Annotated in this window: 22 protein-coding genes; 10 read left to right on the top strand and 12 right to left on the bottom strand. The window is 72.5% G+C overall.

The window, feature by feature from the left end:
- Nucleotides 1–9 precede the first annotated feature (9 nt).
- The 3 genes from ABT041_RS05370 (at nucleotide 10) to ABT041_RS05360 (ending at nucleotide 2,000) form a co-directional block, all read left to right on the top strand.
- On the top strand, nucleotides 10–528 hold the full coding sequence (locus ABT041_RS05370; RefSeq protein ID WP_351179313.1) for an Rv1363c family protein: 519 nt from the start codon (nucleotides 10–12) through the stop codon (nucleotides 526–528).
- A gap of 50 nt (nucleotides 529–578) precedes the next feature.
- Nucleotides 579–1,355, top strand: coding sequence for a hypothetical protein (locus ABT041_RS05365; protein WP_351179310.1), 777 nt, complete (start codon nucleotides 579–581; stop codon nucleotides 1,353–1,355).
- A gap of 225 nt (nucleotides 1,356–1,580) precedes the next feature.
- Complete coding sequence (locus tag ABT041_RS05360) at nucleotides 1,581–2,000, top strand: TOBE domain-containing protein (protein WP_351179307.1); 420 nt, start codon at nucleotides 1,581–1,583, stop codon at nucleotides 1,998–2,000.
- 99 nt (nucleotides 2,001–2,099) lie between these two features.
- Here ABT041_RS05360 and ABT041_RS05355 read toward each other — a convergent pair whose 3' ends face one another.
- From ABT041_RS05355 to ABT041_RS05340, 4 genes are all read right to left on the bottom strand, one after another.
- Entirely contained in the window at nucleotides 2,100–4,070 is a 1,971-nt protein-coding gene (locus ABT041_RS05355; protein WP_351179304.1) for an ABC transporter permease, read from the bottom strand.
- Nucleotides 4,071–4,165: 95 nt separating this feature from the next.
- Nucleotides 4,166–4,981 carry a molybdate ABC transporter substrate-binding protein gene (gene modA / locus ABT041_RS05350; protein WP_351179301.1) on the bottom strand — a complete coding sequence of 272 codons (816 nt, stop codon included), beginning with the start codon at nucleotides 4,979–4,981 and terminating at the stop codon, nucleotides 4,166–4,168.
- Between the two features lie 93 nt (nucleotides 4,982–5,074).
- Nucleotides 5,075–5,464 (bottom strand): TOBE domain-containing protein, encoded by a 390-nt coding sequence (locus ABT041_RS05345; protein WP_351179298.1) that lies wholly within the window; start codon nucleotides 5,462–5,464, stop codon nucleotides 5,075–5,077.
- Between the two features lie 182 nt (nucleotides 5,465–5,646).
- Nucleotides 5,647–5,997, bottom strand: a complete 351-nt coding sequence (locus ABT041_RS05340; protein WP_351179295.1) for a hypothetical protein — start codon at nucleotides 5,995–5,997, stop codon at nucleotides 5,647–5,649.
- Nucleotides 5,998–6,467: 470 nt separating this feature from the next.
- Between ABT041_RS05340 and ABT041_RS39005 the strand changes: the two genes are divergently transcribed.
- A complete protein-coding gene (locus tag ABT041_RS39005) occupies nucleotides 6,468–6,869 on the top strand; it encodes a PucR family transcriptional regulator (protein WP_502976378.1) in 402 nt (133 codons plus the stop codon).
- 11 nt (nucleotides 6,870–6,880) lie between these two features.
- Here ABT041_RS39005 and ABT041_RS05330 read toward each other — a convergent pair whose 3' ends face one another.
- From ABT041_RS05330 to ABT041_RS05320, 3 genes are all read right to left on the bottom strand, one after another.
- The gene (locus tag ABT041_RS05330; RefSeq protein ID WP_351179290.1) at nucleotides 6,881–7,279 is read right to left on the bottom strand and encodes a TOBE domain-containing protein; all 399 of its coding nucleotides are present in this window, start codon (nucleotides 7,277–7,279) and stop codon (nucleotides 6,881–6,883) included.
- Between the two features lie 46 nt (nucleotides 7,280–7,325).
- Nucleotides 7,326–7,766, bottom strand: coding sequence for a hypothetical protein (locus tag ABT041_RS05325; RefSeq protein WP_351179287.1), 441 nt, complete (start codon nucleotides 7,764–7,766; stop codon nucleotides 7,326–7,328).
- Nucleotides 7,767–7,958: 192 nt separating this feature from the next.
- Nucleotides 7,959–8,678, bottom strand: a complete 720-nt coding sequence (locus ABT041_RS05320) for a TetR/AcrR family transcriptional regulator (RefSeq protein ID WP_351179284.1) — start codon at nucleotides 8,676–8,678, stop codon at nucleotides 7,959–7,961.
- A 127-nt stretch (nucleotides 8,679–8,805) separates the two neighbouring features.
- Here ABT041_RS05320 and ABT041_RS05315 point away from each other — a divergent pair, with 127 nt between their 5' ends.
- A complete protein-coding gene (locus ABT041_RS05315) occupies nucleotides 8,806–10,035 on the top strand; it encodes a saccharopine dehydrogenase family protein (protein WP_351179281.1) in 1,230 nt (409 codons plus the stop codon).
- Between the two features lie 19 nt (nucleotides 10,036–10,054).
- Here ABT041_RS05315 and ABT041_RS05310 read toward each other — a convergent pair whose 3' ends face one another.
- From ABT041_RS05310 to ABT041_RS05300, 3 genes are all read right to left on the bottom strand, one after another.
- Nucleotides 10,055–11,950 carry an SMI1/KNR4 family protein gene (locus ABT041_RS05310; RefSeq protein WP_351179278.1) on the bottom strand — a complete coding sequence of 632 codons (1,896 nt, stop codon included), beginning with the start codon at nucleotides 11,948–11,950 and terminating at the stop codon, nucleotides 10,055–10,057.
- 331 nt (nucleotides 11,951–12,281) lie between these two features.
- Nucleotides 12,282–13,685: a sulfatase-like hydrolase/transferase gene (locus tag ABT041_RS05305; RefSeq protein WP_351179275.1), complete on the bottom strand. Its 1,404-nt coding sequence runs from the start codon at nucleotides 13,683–13,685 to the stop codon at nucleotides 12,282–12,284.
- Between the two features lie 91 nt (nucleotides 13,686–13,776).
- Entirely contained in the window at nucleotides 13,777–13,869 is a 93-nt protein-coding gene (locus ABT041_RS05300) for a putative leader peptide (RefSeq protein ID WP_351179272.1), read from the bottom strand.
- A 151-nt stretch (nucleotides 13,870–14,020) separates the two neighbouring features.
- Here ABT041_RS05300 and ABT041_RS05295 point away from each other — a divergent pair, with 151 nt between their 5' ends.
- Both ABT041_RS05295 and ABT041_RS05290 read left to right on the top strand, forming a co-directional pair.
- A complete protein-coding gene (locus ABT041_RS05295) occupies nucleotides 14,021–14,266 on the top strand; it encodes a helix-turn-helix transcriptional regulator (RefSeq protein WP_351179269.1) in 246 nt (81 codons plus the stop codon).
- Entirely contained in the window at nucleotides 14,266–14,781 is a 516-nt protein-coding gene (locus ABT041_RS05290; protein ID WP_351179266.1) for a hypothetical protein, read from the top strand. The genes ABT041_RS05295 and ABT041_RS05290 overlap by 1 nt, the downstream gene beginning before the upstream one ends.
- A gap of 57 nt (nucleotides 14,782–14,838) precedes the next feature.
- Here ABT041_RS05290 and ABT041_RS05285 read toward each other — a convergent pair whose 3' ends face one another.
- Together ABT041_RS05285 and ABT041_RS05280 are read right to left on the bottom strand one after the other, a co-directional pair.
- Nucleotides 14,839–15,453, bottom strand: coding sequence for a phosphoribosylanthranilate isomerase (locus tag ABT041_RS05285; RefSeq protein ID WP_351179263.1), 615 nt, complete (start codon nucleotides 15,451–15,453; stop codon nucleotides 14,839–14,841).
- A gap of 255 nt (nucleotides 15,454–15,708) precedes the next feature.
- Complete coding sequence (locus ABT041_RS05280) at nucleotides 15,709–16,554, bottom strand: helix-turn-helix transcriptional regulator (protein WP_351179260.1); 846 nt, start codon at nucleotides 16,552–16,554, stop codon at nucleotides 15,709–15,711.
- A gap of 140 nt (nucleotides 16,555–16,694) precedes the next feature.
- Between ABT041_RS05280 and ABT041_RS05275 the strand changes: the two genes are divergently transcribed.
- From ABT041_RS05275 to ABT041_RS05265, 3 genes are all read left to right on the top strand, one after another.
- Entirely contained in the window at nucleotides 16,695–17,474 is a 780-nt protein-coding gene (locus ABT041_RS05275) for an NAD(P)H-dependent oxidoreductase (RefSeq protein WP_351179256.1), read from the top strand.
- Between the two features lie 151 nt (nucleotides 17,475–17,625).
- Nucleotides 17,626–18,090: a carboxymuconolactone decarboxylase family protein gene (locus ABT041_RS05270; protein ID WP_502976377.1), complete on the top strand. Its 465-nt coding sequence runs from the start codon at nucleotides 17,626–17,628 to the stop codon at nucleotides 18,088–18,090.
- Nucleotides 18,091–18,206: 116 nt separating this feature from the next.
- The gene (locus ABT041_RS05265; protein WP_351179250.1) at nucleotides 18,207–19,334 is read left to right on the top strand and encodes a MerR family transcriptional regulator; all 1,128 of its coding nucleotides are present in this window, start codon (nucleotides 18,207–18,209) and stop codon (nucleotides 19,332–19,334) included.
- Nucleotides 19,335–19,363 lie beyond the last annotated feature (29 nt).

Below are 19,363 nucleotides of genomic sequence, written 5' to 3'. Positions count from 1 at the left end.
GAGAACCCCATGACACACCGGCCGGCCCTGGCCGCGGCCCTCGTGCTCACGCTGGCCGCGGGCGGCTTCGCGGCCTGGGAGGGACGGAGCTGGTACGCCGCGGCCCACGACGACTCAGCGGCGTACGCCGTGCAGCGCGACCGGGCGCTCGCGGCGGGGGAGCAGGCCGTGCAGAACCTCAACACCCTCGACCACCGGCGTGTGGACCGGGGCCTCGACCTCTGGGAGACCTCGACCACCGGCGAGCTGCACCAGCAACTGGTCGAGGGTCGCGCGGAGTTCACCAGCCAGGTGAAGGCGGCGAAGACGGTGACCACCGCCCGGGTGCTGTCCGGCGCCGTCACCGAACTCGACGACAGGGCGGGGCGGGCCCGGCTGCTCGTCGCGCTGCGCGTCACCGTCACGACGCCCGACAGCAAGAGCACGGAGAAGGACAGCCGCATGCTCGGCGAACTCACCCGAACCGACGGCCAGTGGAAGCTCAGTGCCCTGGGGCAGGCCCCCGTGGGCGGCACGGCGACCGGTTGACCGGACCGTCCCGTACGCGAGAGCCGCAAGGACCCGAAAGGACACGCACGATGCCGACGCCCCGCCACCACCTCAACCGCCAGCGCCGCCGCCAGGCCCACGCCGGCCAGTCCGCCCCCGCCTCCAGGGCCCGCTCGCAGGTCGCGCTCCTGCCGGAGTCGGAACGGGAGCCGGAACCGCAGCCGGAGCCGGATCGCACACCGGAGACCGGACCCGAGCGCAAACCCGGGCCCGGATCCAAGCCGGCCCCGGAAGCGGCGGACGGGACGCGGGCACGTCCCCTCGCCCCCCTCGTGGTCCTCTGCCTCCTGACCCTCCTCCTCGGCGTCTTCGCCGGATGGGCGCACGGCAGGGCGGGGGACCTACGGTCCGATCCCACACGCGGCAACACGGCCCTCACCGACCTCGCCCGCACCAGCGAGATCAAGGGGCAGACCGCCGCGGCGGTCGCCGCGCTCTTCTCGTACGACCACGCCGACACGGGTCCCTTCGAGCGGGCCGCGAAGACCCTCCTCACCGGCAAGGCCGTGGCCCAGCACCGGACGCTGTTCGGCGGGGTGCTCGCCCAGGCGGCGCAGCAGAAGACGGTGATCACCACGACGGTCACCGACAGCGCGGTCGAGCGGATCGACGGCGACCGCGCCCGGGTCCTGGTCTATGCCGACCAGAGCGGCGTGAGCACGGCGGGGACCGGCAAGGCCGGTGGAGGGCAGCAGAAGCCCAAGGCCGAGGACCAAGGCGTCTACGCGGGCGCGATGTTCGCCGTGGACGTCGTGCGCCGCGACGGTCGCTGGCTCGTCGAGAACATCGACACCTTCGGCCGCTGACCCTCGCGGGGCGGGCTGGCACAGTGGATCATCCAAGAGGTGAAGGTCTCCTCAAGGGTCAGATCTGCGAGTCGGTCCGGTGACGACCTCCTGCGGATGCGGTGTGTCGGCGGGGCGCCGGTCGCGATCGGAACATTCTCTTCCGGTAGCGTCGGTCGTAGTGCAGGTCACCGACGTGGCGACTGCTCGTGCTCGGCTCTGTCCCGGCTCTGTGAGGCGTGTCCCATGACTCTGTCGATTCGCAACCAGCTCCCCGGTACCGTCACCGCCGTCACCACGGGCGAGGCCATGGCGTCCGTGAAGGTGCGCCTGAACGGCGGTCAGGAGATCACGGCCGCCATCACCGCCGACGCCGTCAGGGACCTCGGCCTGACCGAGGGTTCCGCGGTCAGGGCCCTGGTGAAATCCACCGAGGTCGCCCTCGCGACCGGCCCCGTCGAGGGCATCTCCATCCGCAACCAGCTCGTCGGCTCCGTCACCGAGGTGGCGACGGGCGGCGCCATGGGCTCGGTGAAGGTCTCCGTCGCGGGCGGCGAGCTGACCGCCGCGATCACCAAGGACGCCGTCGAGGACCTCGGCCTGGGCACCGGTACCTCCGTCGTCGCCCTCATCAAGGCGACCGAGATCGCCCTCGCCGGCGCCTGACCGCGCGCTTGCGAACCCGACGTCAGGACCGGAACCGGCGTCGCCGGACGGCCGAAGGCCAGTGGGCCGGCGGCGTGCGCACCGGAGGTATCCGGGCGGTCAGAGCGGGACGACCGTCGTCTCGGTCGCCTTGACGCTGGTCCAGACGGGCACCCCGTCGGCGAGGCCCAGTTCGGCGGCGGCCTGGGGGGTGATCTCGGCGACGAGGTCGGGGACGTCGTCGGAGGTGACGAGGACCCGCAGCCGACTGCCGCTCGCGGTGATCTCGCGTACGGTGCCGGGCCAGACGTTACGAGGGCTGCCGGCGGGCTTCTCGCGGTGGACGGACACCGCCTCGGGCGCCACGATCGCGAGCGCCGGGGCGCCGGCCGCCGGTGGATCGGCCGCGACCAGGACACCGCCCTCCTCCAGGGCGAGGCCTTCGGGTGTGGCGGTGCCGGGCCAGGCGTTGCGGCCGAGCATGCGGGCGACCCAGGGGGAGCGGGGGTGCCGGGTGACCTCGGCGGGGCTGTCGTCCTGGAGCGCCCGGCCCTCGTCGAGGACGAGCACGCGGTCGGCGAGCGACACGGCCTCGACGGGGTCGTGGGTGACGATGAGGCAGACGCCGCCGAAGCGTGCGAGATGGGTGCGCAGAGTGTGGCGCACGTGGGCGCGGGTGGTCTGGTCGAGCGCGGCGAGCGGCTCGTCGAGGACGAGGAGCCGGGGGCGGGCGGCGAGTGCCCGGGCCAGGGCGACCCGCTGGGCCTGGCCTCCGGAGAGCTGGCCGGGGCGGCGGTGGGCGAGGTGGCCGACGCCGAGCCGGTCGAGCCAGTGCCGCGCCGCGCGCCGGGCCTCCTTGCGGGCGACGCCCTGGGCGCGCAGGCCGTAGGCGGTGTTGGCGAGTGCCGACATGTGCGGGAAGAGCGCGCCGTCCTGCGGGACCCAGGCGACCCGTCGCCGGTGCGGGGGCAGGGCGGTGACATCGGTGCCGCCGAGGGCGAGGTCGGCGTGGGCCCGGGGGGTGAGGCCGAGGAGGGCCCGGAGCAGGGTGGTCTTGCCGGCGCCGTTGGGGCCGACGACGGCGATGGTGGTGCCCGGCTCGGCGTCCAGAATCAGGCTGGTGAAGCCGGTGACCTCGGCGTGCAGGGACCAGCGTTCCCCGGACTGCTCCGCCTCGTCGAAGCCGGAGCCGGCAACAGGGTCCGAGTCGGTGCCGGTGCCTGAGTCGGACGTCCCCGGCTCGGGGTCCTCCAGCTGCTCGGGGGCGGGTCGGGGCTTGCGCTGGACCGGGGCGCCGGTCCACCGTCCGCGCAGGGCGATCAGTACACCCATCGCGATGGCGAGCAGGAGCAGGGAGACGGAGGTGGCCGCCTCCGGCTCGTCCTGGAGCAGCAGATAGACCTGGAGGGGAAGCGTCTGGGTGGTGCCGGGCAGATTGCCGGCGAAGGTGATCGTCGCGCCGAACTCGCCCAGCGCGCGCGCCCAGGTGAGGGCGGCTCCGGCGACGACGCCCGGCGCCACCATGGGCAGCGTGACGGTGAAGAAGACGCGGACCGGTGAGGCGCCGAGTGAGGCCGCCGTCTCCTCGTACCGCGGCCGCAGTCCGCCGAGCGCGCCCTCCAGGCTGATGACCAGGAACGGCATGGCGACGAAGGTGGCGGCGAGGACCGCGCCCGAGGTGTGGAAGGGGAGGGTGATCCCGAACGTCGACTCCAACCACGGCCCGAGCAGTCCGCGCCGCCCGAAGGCGAGCAGCAGCGCGACACCGCCGACGGTGGGAGGCAGGACCATCGGGAGCAGCACGAGCGAGCGGACGAGTGCCTTGCCGCGGAAGCTCACCCGGGCGAGCAGCCAGGCGAGCGGCACGCCGAGCAGCAGCGAGAGGCCGAGCGCCCAGAAGGAGACGAGCAGCGAGAGCCTCAGTGCGGTGACCGTGCCCGGCGCGGTGAGATGGCCGGCGAGCTCGCTCCACTCGGTCCGTACGAGGATCCCGATCAGAGGCAGCGTCAGGAGCGCCACGGCAAGCAGCGCGGGCACGGCCAGCGTCAGCGGCGGACGGGTACCGGACCTGCGCGTGCCGGTGTGTTTCATCGAGTGACCCCGCAGAGATGACGACATGAGGACGAGGAGCTGTCCGTTTCTTCCGACACGGACAGCCCCTCGCGATCCGGACGACCCCGGATCCGCTACGGCTTCTGGAAGCCGGCGTCCTGAAGGATCTTCTGTCCCTCGGGCGAGGAGAGCCAGGCGACGAACGCGGCGGCGGCCGCGGCGTTCTTCGAGTCCTTCAGCGTGGCGGCCGGGTACTGCGCGATGGCGTTCTGCTCGTCGGGGATCTCGACGGCGTCGACCTTGTCCTTGGCGCTCTCGGCGTCCGTCTTGTAGACGAGTCCGGCGTCGGCCTCGCCGAGCTCGACCTTGCTGAGCACCGCGCGCACGTTCGGCTCCTGGGAGACCGGCTTCACGGTGATCTCCTGGGCGTCGAGGACCTTCTTGCTGTACTTGCCGGCCGGTACCTCGGGCGCGGCCAGAACCACCTTGAGCTTGGTGTCCGCGAGGTCCTTGAGCTCGTCGACCTTGAAGGGGTTGCCCTTGCCGGTGGCGATGACGAGCCGGTTCTTCGCGATGACCGTCGGGGCGGCGGTCTCGGCCCTCACCTTGTCCATGCTCTTGGTGTCGGCGGTGACCAGGACGTCGGCGGGGGAGCCCTGCGAGACCTGGGCGACGAGCTCCTGGGAGCCGGCGAAGGAGAAGGTGAGCCCGGTGCCAGGGTGGGACTTCTCGTAGGCGCTGCCGGCCGTCTTGAAGACGTCGGTGAGGGAGGCCGCGGCGAGCACGGTGAGGTTCGCCTGGGGCGCGGTGCTCGCGGAGCCGGAGGCCGGAGAGCCGTTGCCGTCCTGCCTGGTGTCGTCGCTCGAACAGGCCGCGAGCGGCACGAGCAGGGCGGCGGTGAGGGCGGCGGCGGCCGTACGGCGTCTGGCGGGGGTGAGGCTGAAGGACATGAGCGTCTGAACTCCTTGAGGACGGACGGAAAGTGCGGTGGGAGGCCGGCCGCGCCGACGGCCGCTGGTCGTGCGGTACTGCGTGAGGGGTGGTCAGGTGCGGTCGATGTGCACGCTGGTCGATTTCACGCGGGCGGTGGCCTGCATGCCGACTTCCAGTCCCAGCTCCTCCACGGCCTCACGGGTGAGGAGGGAGACCAGGCGGTGCGGTCCGGCCTGGATGGTGACCTGGGCCGCGATGTCGCCGAGCTTGATCGCGGTGACGATGCCCGGGAAGGCGTTGCGCGCCGAGGTGTAGGACGCGTCGTCGTCTCCGCTCTGGGCGATCTCCGTGGAGAACGCGGCGAGCGACTTGCCGTCGATGACGCGCCGACCGCTCTCGTCGCGGTGCGTCACGACCCGGCCCGCGTCCGCCCAGCGCCGCGCGGTGTCGGGGCTGACGCCCAGCAACCGTGCGGCCTGCCCGATCGTGTAGGACTGCATGTGCCACACCGTAGGGCGCTGCGGCTCTCATCTGCAACAAGCCCGTGCGACCCTCCATCGCGAATGCGAGAGGACCTGGAGGAAGGTACGAGGGGAGGGCGGCGCCCGTCTGCGGCCCCTGGCGATCCTCCACCCCCGACACCCCTTCCCTGGGTAGGCATCCGAGAGGTGTTTGGCCGCTTTCACATGGCATCTACGATGATCCATTTCGCATTCACCTGGTGAATGTGGAGTACGGACCCCGTCCGCGAGCACCCCCGGAGTTCCGCATGCAGGTCGATCACCTTCTCCGCCTCGACCGTCTCGACCTCTCCCTGGTCTGGGGGGACGAGGCCCTCCTCGGCCATAGATCGGCGGCGTGACGGCGACACCCCCGCCTGCCACCTGCTCACCGGCAGCGGCAGCGGCAGCGGCCGCACCGCCGCCCGGACGGCGACGGCGCCCGCGCTCCCGGCACAGCGCGCGGCGCAGGCGCTGCGCGGCCGGGACGGCACGACCGTGCGGATCGAGGCCGACGACACCGTCTTCGACACCTGGTACCTGCACCTGCCGGAGGACGGCCACGCGCCGCCCCGGATCCTGCACGAGATCGGCGAACTCGTCGGCCGCCACCGCCGTCTCCAGGACCGACGGGCCGCACCCCGCAAGCAGGCCCACGAGGAGCTCGTGACCCGGGTGAGCGCGGCCTACGGAGAGCCGAACGGCCAGGAGCAGGCCCTGCGTGCCTGCGGCCTCGCCGACGCCACCGCGTACACCGTCATCGTCGCGGCCTCGGGCAGCACCGAGGACCCGGGCGACGCGGCCGCCGCCCGCACGGAGGCCCTGCGGCACCGGCGGACGGTCGCGTTCGCCGCCGCACGCCCCGAGGGCGAGGCCGTCGCCGTGCTGGCCCGCGAGCAGGAGCAGGAAGCCGAGGAAATGGCGGTACGGCTCCGCGAGGTGTGGCCGCCGCTCCACGGCTGCCGCCCCGGCGCGCCCCTGCACGCCGGCGTCAGCGACCCCCGTGCGCAGGGCGGCCGACCTCCGCGGCGCCCTCACGCAGGCCCGCTATGCCCTGCGCGGCGCCCGCTCGACCGCACCGGCGGCCGCGCACGTGGCACGGCTCGCCGATCTCGCCGGCCTCAGGACACTCCTCGCCGGCATCCCCGCCGACGTGCGGGCCGTCCGCCTCGAGACCGTCCTCGGCCCGCTGCTGCGCGCCGGCAAGGGCTCGCACGCCACCCTCCTGGAGCCCCTGGAGGTCTTCCTGGCGCACAACTGCTCCTGGGCCAGGACCGCCGAGGCCCTGCACCTGCACGTGAACACCGTCCACTACCGCATCGACCGCATCCGGGCCCTGACCGGGCGGGACCCGTCCCGCCTCGACCACAAGCTCGACCTGAGGGCCGCCCCGCTCCGCCGCTGACCGGGGGCGGGTCAGGGAAGGTCGATGTCCACGCTCGTCGACTTCACCCGCGCGGTCACCGTCACGCCGACCTCCAGGGCCGGCTCCTCGACGGCCTCCCGCGTCACGAGCGACACCGGGCGGTGCGGCCCGGACTGGACCTCGACCTGTGCGGCGATGTCGTCGACCCGTACCGCGGTCACGATCCCGACGAACGAGTTCCGCACGGACGTCGGCACGTCGTCCTCGGGCACGGCGTGCGGGCCCGCCCCGTGCTCCACGGCGAAACGCGCCAGCGCCACCCCGTCTATCACACGCTTGCCGGACTCGTCCCGCTGCACGCCCAGCCTGCCGCCGTCCGCCCACCGGCGAACGGTCTCCGAACTCACTCCGAGCAGCCGCGCGGCCTGCCCCATGCTGTACGACGGCACACCGGCACTCCAGCCACGGTCACCCCGCGCGGCACGGACGCCCGCGTCAGCAGGAACCGGTGATCGGCTTCGTACCGACGTACACGACCCCGCTGCCGTTGATGTCGACCGTGGACCCGCTGCCCCACTGGCTGTTGCTGCTCCACACCGCCCGGGTGCTCCACTGGGGGTAGACGACGAAGTTCCCGTCGTTCTGGTAGATCGCGTAGTACCCCGAGTACTGGGTGTTCGCCGCCCAGCAGACCTGCCGGTCGCCGATCACGTCACCCTTGTACTCCACCAGGTTGCCGTCCCTCTGCATGACCAGCTGGTAGAACGAGTAGTCGTTGATCCAGCGCGTGATGTACTCGCCCGGTCCGAGCGACTCGCCCCGGACGAGACGGTCGGTGTACTGGTGCGCAGCCGCGGCGCTGCCCGCGCCGCCGACCAGGACGCCGGCCACCATCGTGCTCACCGCGAGTGCCGTCATGGCTGCTCGACGCTTCATCAGGACCTCCTGGGATCACGCCCCGCGGCGTGCAACGCGAGCCGATCCCGCGCAGTGGCCGTCACCGTAGGAACCCCCGCCAACAGACGGCCAACGGAACGTCAACGACCCCGGGTCGACCGCCGGCACCGTCAGCAGCACGGTCCGGTGGGGCCCCCATCACACACGGTCGCTCTCGCTCACGGGTCTCTCTCACGTACGAGGCGCTCGCGTCGTCGCGGCGAGCTGCGCCTCCGCCCGCCCCAGGAGCGTGTCCAGCACGACGGGATAGGCGCTGTGGTTCATCCGCTCCGCGAGCAGGTGCGCGGTGGCGGCGATGTGGGGATGGGTCTCGGCCGGCAGCCGGGCGTAGGTGGTGGTCCACATGTCCTCGTCCGCCTCCCTCACCTCGTCCTTGATGGCCAGCGCGCCCGCGTCCAGGGCGGCGAAGGCCAGGGCAAGGTCGATGAAGGCGTGGTACACACCGACGGCGTCCGCGTCGCGGAAGCCCGCGCCGCGCAGGATTCCGAGGATCGTCTCGTCCACCTCGATCTCCCGGGGACGGCCGGTGACACGGCTCGCCGTCAGCAGCGCGGCTTCCGGGTGGGCGAGGTAGGAGGCGTGCACGGCCAGGCCGAGCGCCCGCAGGTCGGCACGCCAGTTCCCGGTGGCGGTCCAGCTGTCCAGGGCGCGGCCCATCAGCTCCTCGCCGACGGCCCGGGTCAGGCCGTCCATTCCGGCGAAGTACCGGTACACGGTGCTCGGGTCGGCGCCCAGCGCGGCGCCGAGCCGGCGCGCGGTCAGCCCGGCACTCCCGTGCTCGCGCAGCATCCGCAGCGCCGTCCGCACGATCAGCTTCTCCGACAGGACGGTGCCCTGCCGCGTCGGCCGCCGCCTGCGCCGCTCGGCCTCCGGAACCACCTTCTTCGGCATCGCGCCACCGCCCCGTCGCTCCTCGCGCTCCTTATGCCAACGCCGTAGACCTTAACCGCGGGGGTCGTGTTCCATCGAGGCGTCCCCGGGCGAGCGCCTGGACGGACTCGACGAAAGGGTGTGTGACATGCGTGTACTTCTCGTGGGTGCGGGCGGCGTCGGAACCGCCGTCACCCGTATCGCGGCCCGCCGTGACTTCCTGACCCACATGGTCGTCGCCGACTACGACGCCGCCCGCGCCGAGGTGGCGGTGGCCGCGCTCGGTGAGCGGGAGGGCCGGTTCAGCGCCCACCGCCTGGACGCCTCCGACGAGGCCGCGGTCCGCCGGCTCCTCGCCGAGCAGAACTGCGACGTGCTCCTCAACGCGACCGACCCCCGGTTCGTGATGCCCCTGTTCAACGCGGCGCTCGCCGCCGGGGCGCATTACGTCGACATGGCGATGTCGCTGTCCGTGCCCCACCCGACCGCGCCGTACGAACAGTGCGGGGTCAAGCTCGGCGACGAGCAGTTCGCCCTGGCCGAGGCCTGGGAGAAGGCCGACCGCCTCGCCCTGGTCGGCATGGGCGTGGAGCCGGGTCTGTCGGACGTGTTCGCGCGCTACGCGGCCGACGAGCTCTTCGACGAGATCGAGGAGCTCGGCGTCCGCGACGGCGCGAACCTCACCGTCGAGGGCTACGACTTCGCCCCCTCCTTCAGCATCTGGACCACCATCGAGGAGTGCCTCAACCCGCCGGTCGTGTACGAGAAGGACCGCGGCTGGTTCACCACGGCACCCTTCAGCGAGCCGGAGGTCTTCGACTTCCCCGAGGGCATCGGCCCGGTGGAGTGCGTGAACGTCGAGCACGAGGAGGTCCTCCTCATGCCCCGCTGGGTGGACGCGCGCCGGGTGACGTTCAAGTACGGCCTCGGCGACGACTTCATCGCCAAGCTGAAGACCCTCCGCGAGCTGGGCCTCGACTCGACGGCGAAGGTCACCGTCGCCGGCGCGGACGGGCCGGTCCAGGTCTCGCCGCGTGACGTGGTCGCCGCCTGCCTCCCCGACCCGGCCACCCTGGGCGAGCGCATGAAGGGCAAGACCTGCGCGGGCACCTGGGTCAAGGGGACCAAGGACGGCGCGGCGCGCGAGGTGTACCTGTACCACGTCGTCGACAACGAGTGGACGATGCGCGAGTACGGTTCACAGGCCGTGGTCTGGCAGACCGCCCTCAACCCGGTGATCGCCCTCGAACTGATCGCCGACGGCACGTGGAAGGGGAGCGGCGTCCTGGGCCCCGAGGCCCTGCCGCCGCGCCCGTTCCTCGACCTGCTGGGCGCGTACGGCGCCCCGTGGGGGCTCCGTGAGGAGCACCGCGGCTGAACACCCGGTCGGTGCGGTGTCAGGGGCGGTGCCGCACGAAGCTGAGGTGGGCGAAGCCCTGGCCCTCCCCTGGCGCCCGGGTCCAGGACAGGGTGATGAAGGTACGGAGCCTGCCCCGGGTCAGCGCGAAGCGGGGCAGCGAGAGCCCGAGCACGGTGTGCAGGGCCTCCAGGATGCGCCGTTCGCCGTCCGCCGCACTGTCCTCCGGGCGGAGCAGGCGGGCCGGGTCCAGCTCCTCGGGGAGGGCGCCGGAGCGCTGGACGTCCGTACCCCGGACGGTGAAGGCGTAGAGCTCCCGGCCGTGCTCGGCCACCGACAGGTGGAACGCGAGCGGGTCGTCGGCCGAGGACGAGCGCCTGGGGTCGCACCACACGACCACCGCCCGGCCGTCCGACGAGGCGGCCGCCGCGGGGGAGTGGAACAAGGGGTGCAGATGGCGCTGGGAGTAGCCGTCGAAGGCGAACGCCCATGTGTCGCCGGCGCGGCCGGCGGCGACCACGGCCCGGTCCTCCCAGAGCTCCACGCCCTCGCGCTCGTGCGGCTTGGGCGCCCGCCAGGAAGGCCCGCGCGGATCCACGGGCGCGCTGAGTTCGGCGCCCTCCTCGCCGATCAGGTCCGGCAGGCGGGCGGGATCGGCCCCCTCCACCCACACGCAGCGGTATCCGTCGAACGGCTGCCCGTGGCCGGTGGGCTCCGGCAGCCACGCGAGGCCCGGCGGGTCGAGATCGGGCACCGGTGCGGGAGCGGGTCCCGTCTCCCCGGCCCGCGGTGTCCCGAGGAGCTCCCGGCCGCGCTCGGGGGTGACCAGCGGGCCCAGGACGGGATCGGCGAGCAGACCGACCGGGGCGATCAGCAGAGGTCCCGGGGCCTCCCACAGCGGCAACGCCCGCCGCAGGATCCGCCAGGCTTCGTCGGTCCGCCCCCAGCGGGCGAACTCCCGGGCCTCCGCGACGGCCCGGCCCCACGGCCCGGGCGGCGCGTAGCGGTGGGAGCCGTCCCGCATCGCGCGCAGTACGGTCTCGGCGGTCTCCGGGTCGACGCCGCACGCGGTCGTCCTCCGGAGCCAGTGCTCATCCCCGCCCTGCCGCCACTCGCCCTGTGCCGGCGCCATCGCCTGGACCGGCAGGAGCTCGGGCAGACAGCGCGGGTCGGCCGCCAGCACGTGGCCGTAGTCCCGGGCGCCGCCCGGCGCGAGCAGATGCCGTATCTGCTCCAGCAGGACGGCGCTCCGGGGCCGCCCGAAGGACAGCGCCTCCTCGAGCAGGGGCAGCGCCTCCTCGTAGCGTCCGCGCAGGGCGAGCAGCCGGGCCGCGTCCACCCGGCCGTCCTGAACGCGCGTGGTCGCGTTCACGAAGTCCGGGATCTCCCCGGCCCGATCGCCGTGGAAGCCTCGGTACATGGCCTCCATGTACGCGCGGAACGACGGGTAGCGGTCGGGCAGTTCGCCGCTCCACCCCTTGTAGACGTAGAGCGCCCACTCGCCGTCCTGATCGCTGTCGCCCGGGTCGAGCAGCGCGTGCGACATGTCGGATTCCGTCTCGATCCGCAGCGCCCGCCGCCACATCCCGGCCAGCAGGACGTCCTCCTCGCGCGGATCCTCGCCCAGCCCCTCCTCGTACAGCGGGGTCATGCCGTAGAGGTCCCCGAACCAGCCGATGTCCGCGGCGCCGCCGAGCCGGTAGACCCCGGCCGTCTGCTCCACGTACCACCCGTCGCTCACGGCCAGGAACTCCCGGTACGAGGGCGGCAGCCGGCGTCCCAGCCGCTCCTCGGCCGCGGCGATGACGCTCTCGTCCGCCCCGGGCGCACCCAGGGGCGGCACGGCAGCCTCGTCGTCGTCCGCGTCGGCGGGCGGAACCCACTCCTCCTGCCAACGCCGCAGGAACTCATGCCAGTCGAAGGATGCATCGCTCATGGACGGATCGTGTCATCCGGCACTGACAACGAGCCCGGTGGCAGGCCTGCCACCCCCTGACGTGAGACCGACGCGAGGAAGTCGGCGGCCCGGGACACCCCCGGCGGGTCCAGGATCATCATCGGTGGCTCGGTGGCTCGGTGGCTCGGTGGCTCGGTGGCTCGGTGGCTCGGTGGCTCGGTGGCTCGGTGGCTCGGTGACATCGGCATCGGCGCCGTGGCCCACGGGCCGACCGCCGTAGACCGGCAGCGAGGACGTGTCGGCGTCCGCCCCGGGGACCTCGGCCGCACCGTGACCCGACCTGAGGCACCGACCATCCGAGTGGGCCACCTCAGTAGCGCAGCAGCCCCGCGTCGATCCGCTCCCAGGCGGCCCGCAGTTCGGTGAGGCGGGCCTGCTCGGACGAGGCCCGGTCCGCCTGCTCGCGGAGGTCCTCGGACAGCTGGAAGAGCTGGTCGCGGCCCGACTTGCCCCGGTAGTACTTCCAGTCGCCGCGGCGCAGCGCCCGCTCGCCCCGCACCCGCCAGAAGAGATCCCGCTCCGGCACCTCGGCGCCGCGCAGCAGGTATCCGGCGAGGCTGGTGCCGTCGAGGGGGTACGCAGGGTGGGGGCGGGCGCCGGCCAGTTCGAGGAGCGTCGCCGTCCAGTCGGGCGTGAACACCGGAAGGTCGCTGAGCTGGCCGCCGTCGATCCGGGCGGGCCAGCGCAGGATCGCGGGGACGCGGATGCCGCCCTCCTGGAGCGAGCCCTTGTTGCCGGCGAGCGGCCAGTTGTAGGAGAAGCGCTCACCACCGTTGTCGCTGGCGAAGAAGACGAGGGTGTCCTGCTCCTGGCCGGAGCGCCGCAGCGCCTTGAGGACCTGCCCGATCGAGCGGTCGAGGTCCTCGACCATCTCCTTGTACTTCTCGACGGAGCCGCCGTCCTGGTGCCACAGGGCCGAGCGGTCGCCGGCCTTGATGCGGCGGACGATCTCCTCGCTCGCCTCCGTGTCGCCGTCGGCGATCCACGGCCAGTGCGGGGTGGTGAAGTTCAGGTTGAGCAGCCAGGGCTTCTCGTGGTCGCGGCCGACGAACTCGCTCGCCCGCTCGGTGAGGATCCGGGTGTAGTACCGCAGGTCCTTGTACTCCGCGTCGCCCTCGTAGAGGTCGTACTCGCCGCCCAGGCCGAGTTTGGAGTAGTACTCCAGGGCCCCGCCGAAGTTGCCGAAGAACTCGTCCCAGCCGGACTTGGTGGGGGAGTAGTCGGGCAGATAGCCGCAGTGCCACTTGCCGATGAGCGCGGTGGCGTATCCGGAGTCCCGGAGCAGCGAGGCGAGCGTGGGATGGGTGGGCTCCAGGCCGACGGACCTGTCGGCGATCGGCTCCGCGAGCCCGCCCTTCGTACGGCCCGGGTATCGCCCGGTGTAGAGGCTGAAGCGGGTGGGGGAGCAGGTCGCGGAGCCGGAATAGGCGTCCGTGAAGCGGACGCCCTCGCGGGCGAGGCGGTCGAGGTGCGGGGTGCGGATGTGCGGGGACCCGTAGGAGGAGAGGTCGGCCCAGCCGAGGTCGTCGCCCAGGATGAAGAGGATGTTGGGCCGCCGGGAGTGGCGGCGCGGCTGCGCGGCGCGGAAGGGACGCTCCTGCGCGTCGGTCGCGGGGGTCGCCTGCGCGGCGGGCGCGGCGGCGCCGAGGGCGGCCGCGGCGGCGGCACCGGCGGCGACACCGCCGAGGGCACGGCGGGACAGGGGCGTGGACATAGGGATCTCCAGGAGAGCGTGCGGACGTACGGGCATGCCTCCGGGGACGGACGGAGGAACGGGGGTACGGCGGGGCGAGCGGGACCGGCCGTCAGACGCAGCGACAGACAGCGCTCGCGACGCGGACGAGGTCCACGTGCCGGCGCTGGACGAGGGTGACCCGACGGTCACGCGAGGGCTGCATGAGGCAGGAGTCAAGCCGGGCGGGAAGCGGGCGTCAATGGCGTACCGCCTGGTTGACGCGTGTAGTTCGCATGATCGACATGCCGTCGCAACACCCGGCACGACGGACCCCGATGTTGTGCTCCTGCATTCCAATGTAGTACTTCTTATACATGAGCGAGCAGGTGCACAACAGGCTGGCCGTTGTCAGGGCAGAGCGGAAAGTGTCGCGCCAGGCACTGGCCGAGGCAGTGGGCGTCCACTACCAGACCATCGGCTACATCGAACGCGGCCAGTACAACCCCAGCCTCGACCTGGCCCTGAAGATGGCCCGGTTCTTCGCGCTCCCGGTGGAGGCGCTGTTCTCCCTGGAGCCGTTCCAGCCGCTCACCGACGAGGTCTACGGGAGGAAGCAGTGATGACCGCGACGCGCTACGACCGACGCATGTACGCCGTGATGAACGACCGGCGGGCATCCGCCGCCTATGCCACCGGGCCACGGCGCCGACTCCTCGTGGGGGCGCACTTCGTCCTCACCGTCACGGGAGTGGGCGCCTGGATCGCCACGGTCTTCGGCCCGGGATACGCGCCGGCCGTCGTGGTCGCCGTCGTGATGCTGCCCTGGATCCTGCTCACCGGCATGCTCAACGGCTCCACGCGCGGCCTCCTGGAGCTGCGTGGCCGGATGCTCGACGAGCGCCAGCTGATCGAACGCGACCGGGTACGCGCCCTGGCCCACCGCATCACCCTGTGGCTGCTCCTCGCCACGGCGCTCGGCACCGGCGCGTACGGCGTCCTGACGGACGCGCCCCTGCGAGCGGCGGTGACCCCGCTGCTCGTCGGCGTGCTCGCGATGCACTGGATGATGCCGCTCTGGGTGGCCGGGCTGCGGGTCCAGGACGACCTCGGCGACGAGGCCGAAGAAGAGTCCTGAACCTCGTGGCGGCCCCACGTGGGGCCGCCTGTTTCGGGGCGGCCTGCTTCGGGGCCGCTACTTCCGGGCGGCCTGCTTGGCGGCGGCGACGAAGGTACGGATCAGGTCGTGGTCCTTGACGCCGGGGGCGGACTCGACGCCGCTGGACACGTCGACGCCCCAGGGACGGGCCCGGTCGATCGCCTCGGCGACGTTGTGCGGCGCGAGTCCGCCGGCGAGCAGCCACGTGCCCTCGGGGCGGCCCGTCTCCAGGAGTGAAAGGTCCCACGGCTCGCCGGAGCCGGCCCGGGGCGAGTCGAGGAGGAGGACCTCCTCGCCGTAGGCGCCGACACGGGTGTCGGGCCGCTCGCTCAGCGAAGTGGCCCGCCACAGCCGGGGGAAGACCGCCGCGGCGGCCGCGAAGTCCTGCTCCTGGTACGCGGCGCCGTGCAACTGGAGGGCGCCGAAGCCGAGCTCAGCTGCCAGGCGGGCGGCCTCGGCGGCAGGCGTGTCGTTGACGACGAGAACGGACAGGACGCCGGACGGCACATGGGCGGCGAGCCGCACCGCACGGTCGTGGTCGAGACCGCGCACACTGGTCCCGCTGATCACCAGGCCGACGGCGTCCGCCCCGGCCGCGACCGCCACATCGATGTCTGCGGCCGTCCCGAGCCCGCACACCTTCACGAACACGTCTCTCTCCTCTGCTGACACCGACGCGGCACGCCGAGCCTACCGACCCTCCGGCCGAGGGGAGAACGTGGTGGGGCAGGGTACGGAGGCGGCCGACCCGGTCAGGGTGCGGCCAGCAGGACTCCGCCCAGGCGAACCTCCCCGCCCAGGGGGCCCAGGCCACGATGCCGGCAGCGGCCAGGGCGCGCGCACACGCCGAGTCACCTGCGCCCTACGCGTACGTCGCCTCGGCCGGCATCGGAGCCTGATCCGTCATCAGGACTCGCGGACCCGAGCCGGGGCCGGCGTGGCGGCGCTGTCCGCGCCCAGACCCGCGAGGAGGCGCAGGCCGTCCTCGGCAGCGCTGCCGGGCGGTGCGGACAGGACGATCAGTTCCATGCCCGATTCCCCGGGCAGCGCGAAGTTCTCCTGGTGCAGTTCGAGAAGTCCGACCAGAGGGTGCCGGTACGCCTTGCGTCCATGCGTACGGGCGCGGACATCCGCGCGGGCCCACAGACGGCGGAAGCGTTCGCTGCCCATCGCCAGCTCGCCGATCAGCGAGGCCAGGCCCGGGTCGTCGGGGTGCTTCCCTGCGGCCAGACGCAGGTGCCCGACGACATCGAGCGTGCACGCGTCCCAGCCCGCGTAGAGACCGCGCTCGGCCTCCTCGAGGAAGATGTGCCGTGCGGTGTTCAGACCGGGGATCGGACGGCCGTAGAGAAGTCCCGCGAGGCGGTTCCCGGCCAGGACGTCCAGGCGGTGGTTCATGATCAGCGCGGGCGCGTCGGCGACCAGGTCCAGGACGCGCAGCAGCTCAGGCCGCAGGCGTCCGCCCGGCGCCCTCGCGGGCCGGCGGCGCTGCCGCGCCAGCCGGTAGAGGTGTCCGCGTTCGGTCTCGTCGAGGCCGAGGACGCGGGCGAGCGCGTCGAGGACCTGCTCGGAGGGCTGCGTCGCGCGGCCCTGCTCCAGGCGTACGTAGTAGTCGACGCTCACTCCCGACAGATGCGCGACCTCTTCGCGCCGCAGCCCCGCGACCCGGCGGCGACTGTCGGTGGGAATGCCGACCGCGGCCGGATCGACCCGGGAGCGCCGCGTCCGCAGGAAACCCGCAAGATCGTCCATGCCTCCCAGTATGGCCTCGGCGACGCCGGCGAAGGTGGCCCTGCCAGTACCAGGAAGCCCGGTCCGACGGAAGCGGCGCCCCTGAACACCGGACGCTCCTGCGCCCAGGATCGAGGGCATCCGATCCGAAGGAGTCCCCCATGAAGACGCTGATCGTCCACGCCCACCCGGAGCCGAAGTCGCTCAACAGCTCGCTGAAGGACCTCGCGGTGTCCACGCTGGAGGGCGCCGGGCACGACGTACGGGTGAGCGATCTGTACGCGATGAACTGGAAGGCCGTCGTGGACGCCGCGGACTACGGCCCCGCCGCCTCCAGCCCGCTGAAGGTGGCCCTGGACTCGGGCCGGGCCTTCGACAGCGGAACGCTCACCCCCGACGTCCTGGCCGAGCAGGAGAAGCTGCTGTGGGCCGACACGATCATCTTCCAGTTCCCGCTGTGGTGGTACACGATGCCCGCGATCCTCAAGGGCTGGGTCGACCGGGTCTTCACGTACCGCTTCGCGTACGGCGTCGGGGAGCACAGCGACACCAAGTACGGCGAGCGCTTCGGCGAAGGCACCCTCGCGGGCCGGAGGGCCCTGCTGTCGGTGACCGCCGGCGGCCCGGAGAGCCACTACGCGGCCCGCGGGATCAACGGCCCCATCGACGACCTGCTGTTCCCGATCCACCACGGCATCCTCTACTACCCCGGCATCGAGGTCCTGCCGCCCTTCGTGCTGTACGGCACCGACCGGATGACCGACGAGGACTACGGCGCCGCCGCCAAGGCCTGGGAACAGCGTCTCCTCACCCTGGAGACGACGGAGCCGATCGCGTTCCGGCGACAGAACTTCGGCGACTACGAGATCCCCTCGCTGCACCTGAAGGAGGGCCTGGAGCCGACCGGCCGCACTGGCTTCGGGCTGCACGTCCGCCCCTGACCTCCGAAGAATTCTCCGGCACCTGTCACATTCCCGTCGGCCGCTCCGTCAGTGCGGTGTAGACGACGCCGGCGAGCGTGCCGACGAGACCGACGACCGGAATACGGAGTACCCCACCATGTCGAACCACGCTTCTGCTTCGATCTCCCGCATGCCGAACCCGGGCGAGTTCGTGCCCGAGCTGGCCGAAGTCAGTGCCGCGCTGTTCCGGGCGACGGGTAACCGGTCGGTGCCGCGCACGACGATCAACCTGGTGCATCTGCGGGCCGGGCAGATCGTGCACAACACGTACCTGACCATCCTGAACACGAGCTTCCTGCGGAAGGCGGGGGAGTCGGAGGAGCGCATCACCTCCGTCGCCTCCTGGCAGGACGCGCCGTACTTCACCCCGGCCGAGCGGGCCGCTCTCGCGCTCGTCGAGGCCACCCTGCAGCCCGCGCCGCACGGTCGTGAGCGTGTGACGGACGAGGTGTACGCGGAGGCGGCCCGGCACTACGACGAGAAGGCGCTGGCCACCCTGACCGTCGCCATCGGCCAGATCAACTTCTTCATCGCCCTGGCCGTGATCGGCAAGCCCCAGCCGGTCGAGTCCCTCGCCGACCAGCAGTGGGACTGACGACCGGACACCGTCGCCCGTTCCCACCGCAGCCGCCCCCGCCGACCCTCGGCGGGGGCGGCTGCGCGTTGCGGCATCAGCACGACGCGCTTGACCCTCACGTGACGTCATGCCGCATGGTCGGGGGCGTGGAAGAACACCTGACCGTGGGGCGTGTGGCCGAGCTGGCCGACGTGAGCGTCCGCACACTGCATCACTACGACGAGATCGGCCTCGTGCAGCCTTCCGCGCGCACCGCGGCCGGATACCGGGCCTACGCGGCGGGCGACGTCGAGCGCCTGCGGGAGGTGCTCGGCTACCGGCGGCTGGGCTTCGGACTGCGCGAGATCGCGGATCTCGTCGACGATCCGACCACCGACGCGGTCGCGCATCTGCACCGGCTGCGCGGCCTGCTCGCCGACCAGCGCGACCGCGCTGCCGCCATGGTGACGGCGATAGACAGGGAACTGGAGGCACGGGCGATGGGGATCACGACCAATCCGGAGGAGCAACTGAAGGTGTTCGGAGCGCAGTTGTACGAGGCCATCGGCTCCGCGTACCCGGCGACGCGACGTACCGAGCCACGGATCGCCGCGAAGGTCTGGGAGGCGCTCGGGGACGCGCGGACGGTACTGAACGTGGGCGCCGGCACCGGCTCCTACGAACCCCCGGACCGCGACGTGACCGCGGTGGAGCCCTCGGCGGTCATGCGGGCGCAGCGTCCGGCGGGCGCGGCGCCGTGCGTGGCGGCCACGGCGGAGAGCCTGCCGTTCGAGGACCAGTCCTTCGACGCGGCGATGGCCTTCAGCACGGTTCACCACTGGCAGGACCCGATCGCCGGGCTGCGTGAGATGCGGCGGGTGGCCCGGCGCGTGGTGGTGTTCACGCACGACGCCAGCGAGACCGGCTGGCGGGACCGGTTCTGGCTCACCCGCGACTATCTGCCGGAGGTCGCGGGCCTGGTCGCCGGCCGGCCCTCGGTCGACCGACTGGCCGGTGCGATCGGCGCCCGCATGGAGCCGGTGCTCATCCCGTGGGACTGCGCGGACGGCTTCTTCGAGGCCTACTGGCGGCGGCCCGAGGCGTACCTGGAGGAGCATGTGCGCCGCGCGGTGTCCGTGTGGACCAGGGTCGGGCCGCAGGCCGAGCAGCGGGCGGTGAACAGGCTCCGCGGCGACCTTTCCTCGGGCCGCTGGGCGGAGCGCAATCCCGACCTCGTCGGCCTCGACGCGGCCGAACTGGGGCTGCGCCTCCTCGTCGCCTGAACCACCGCCCGCGAGCACACCGCCGTGGC

The sequence above is a fragment of the Streptomyces sp. NPDC002825 genome (assembly GCF_040295385.1).
In the GTDB taxonomy this organism is placed as follows: Bacteria; Actinomycetota; Actinomycetes; order Streptomycetales; family Streptomycetaceae; genus Streptomyces.
This window is presented reverse-complemented; position numbering and strand designations above follow the sequence as displayed.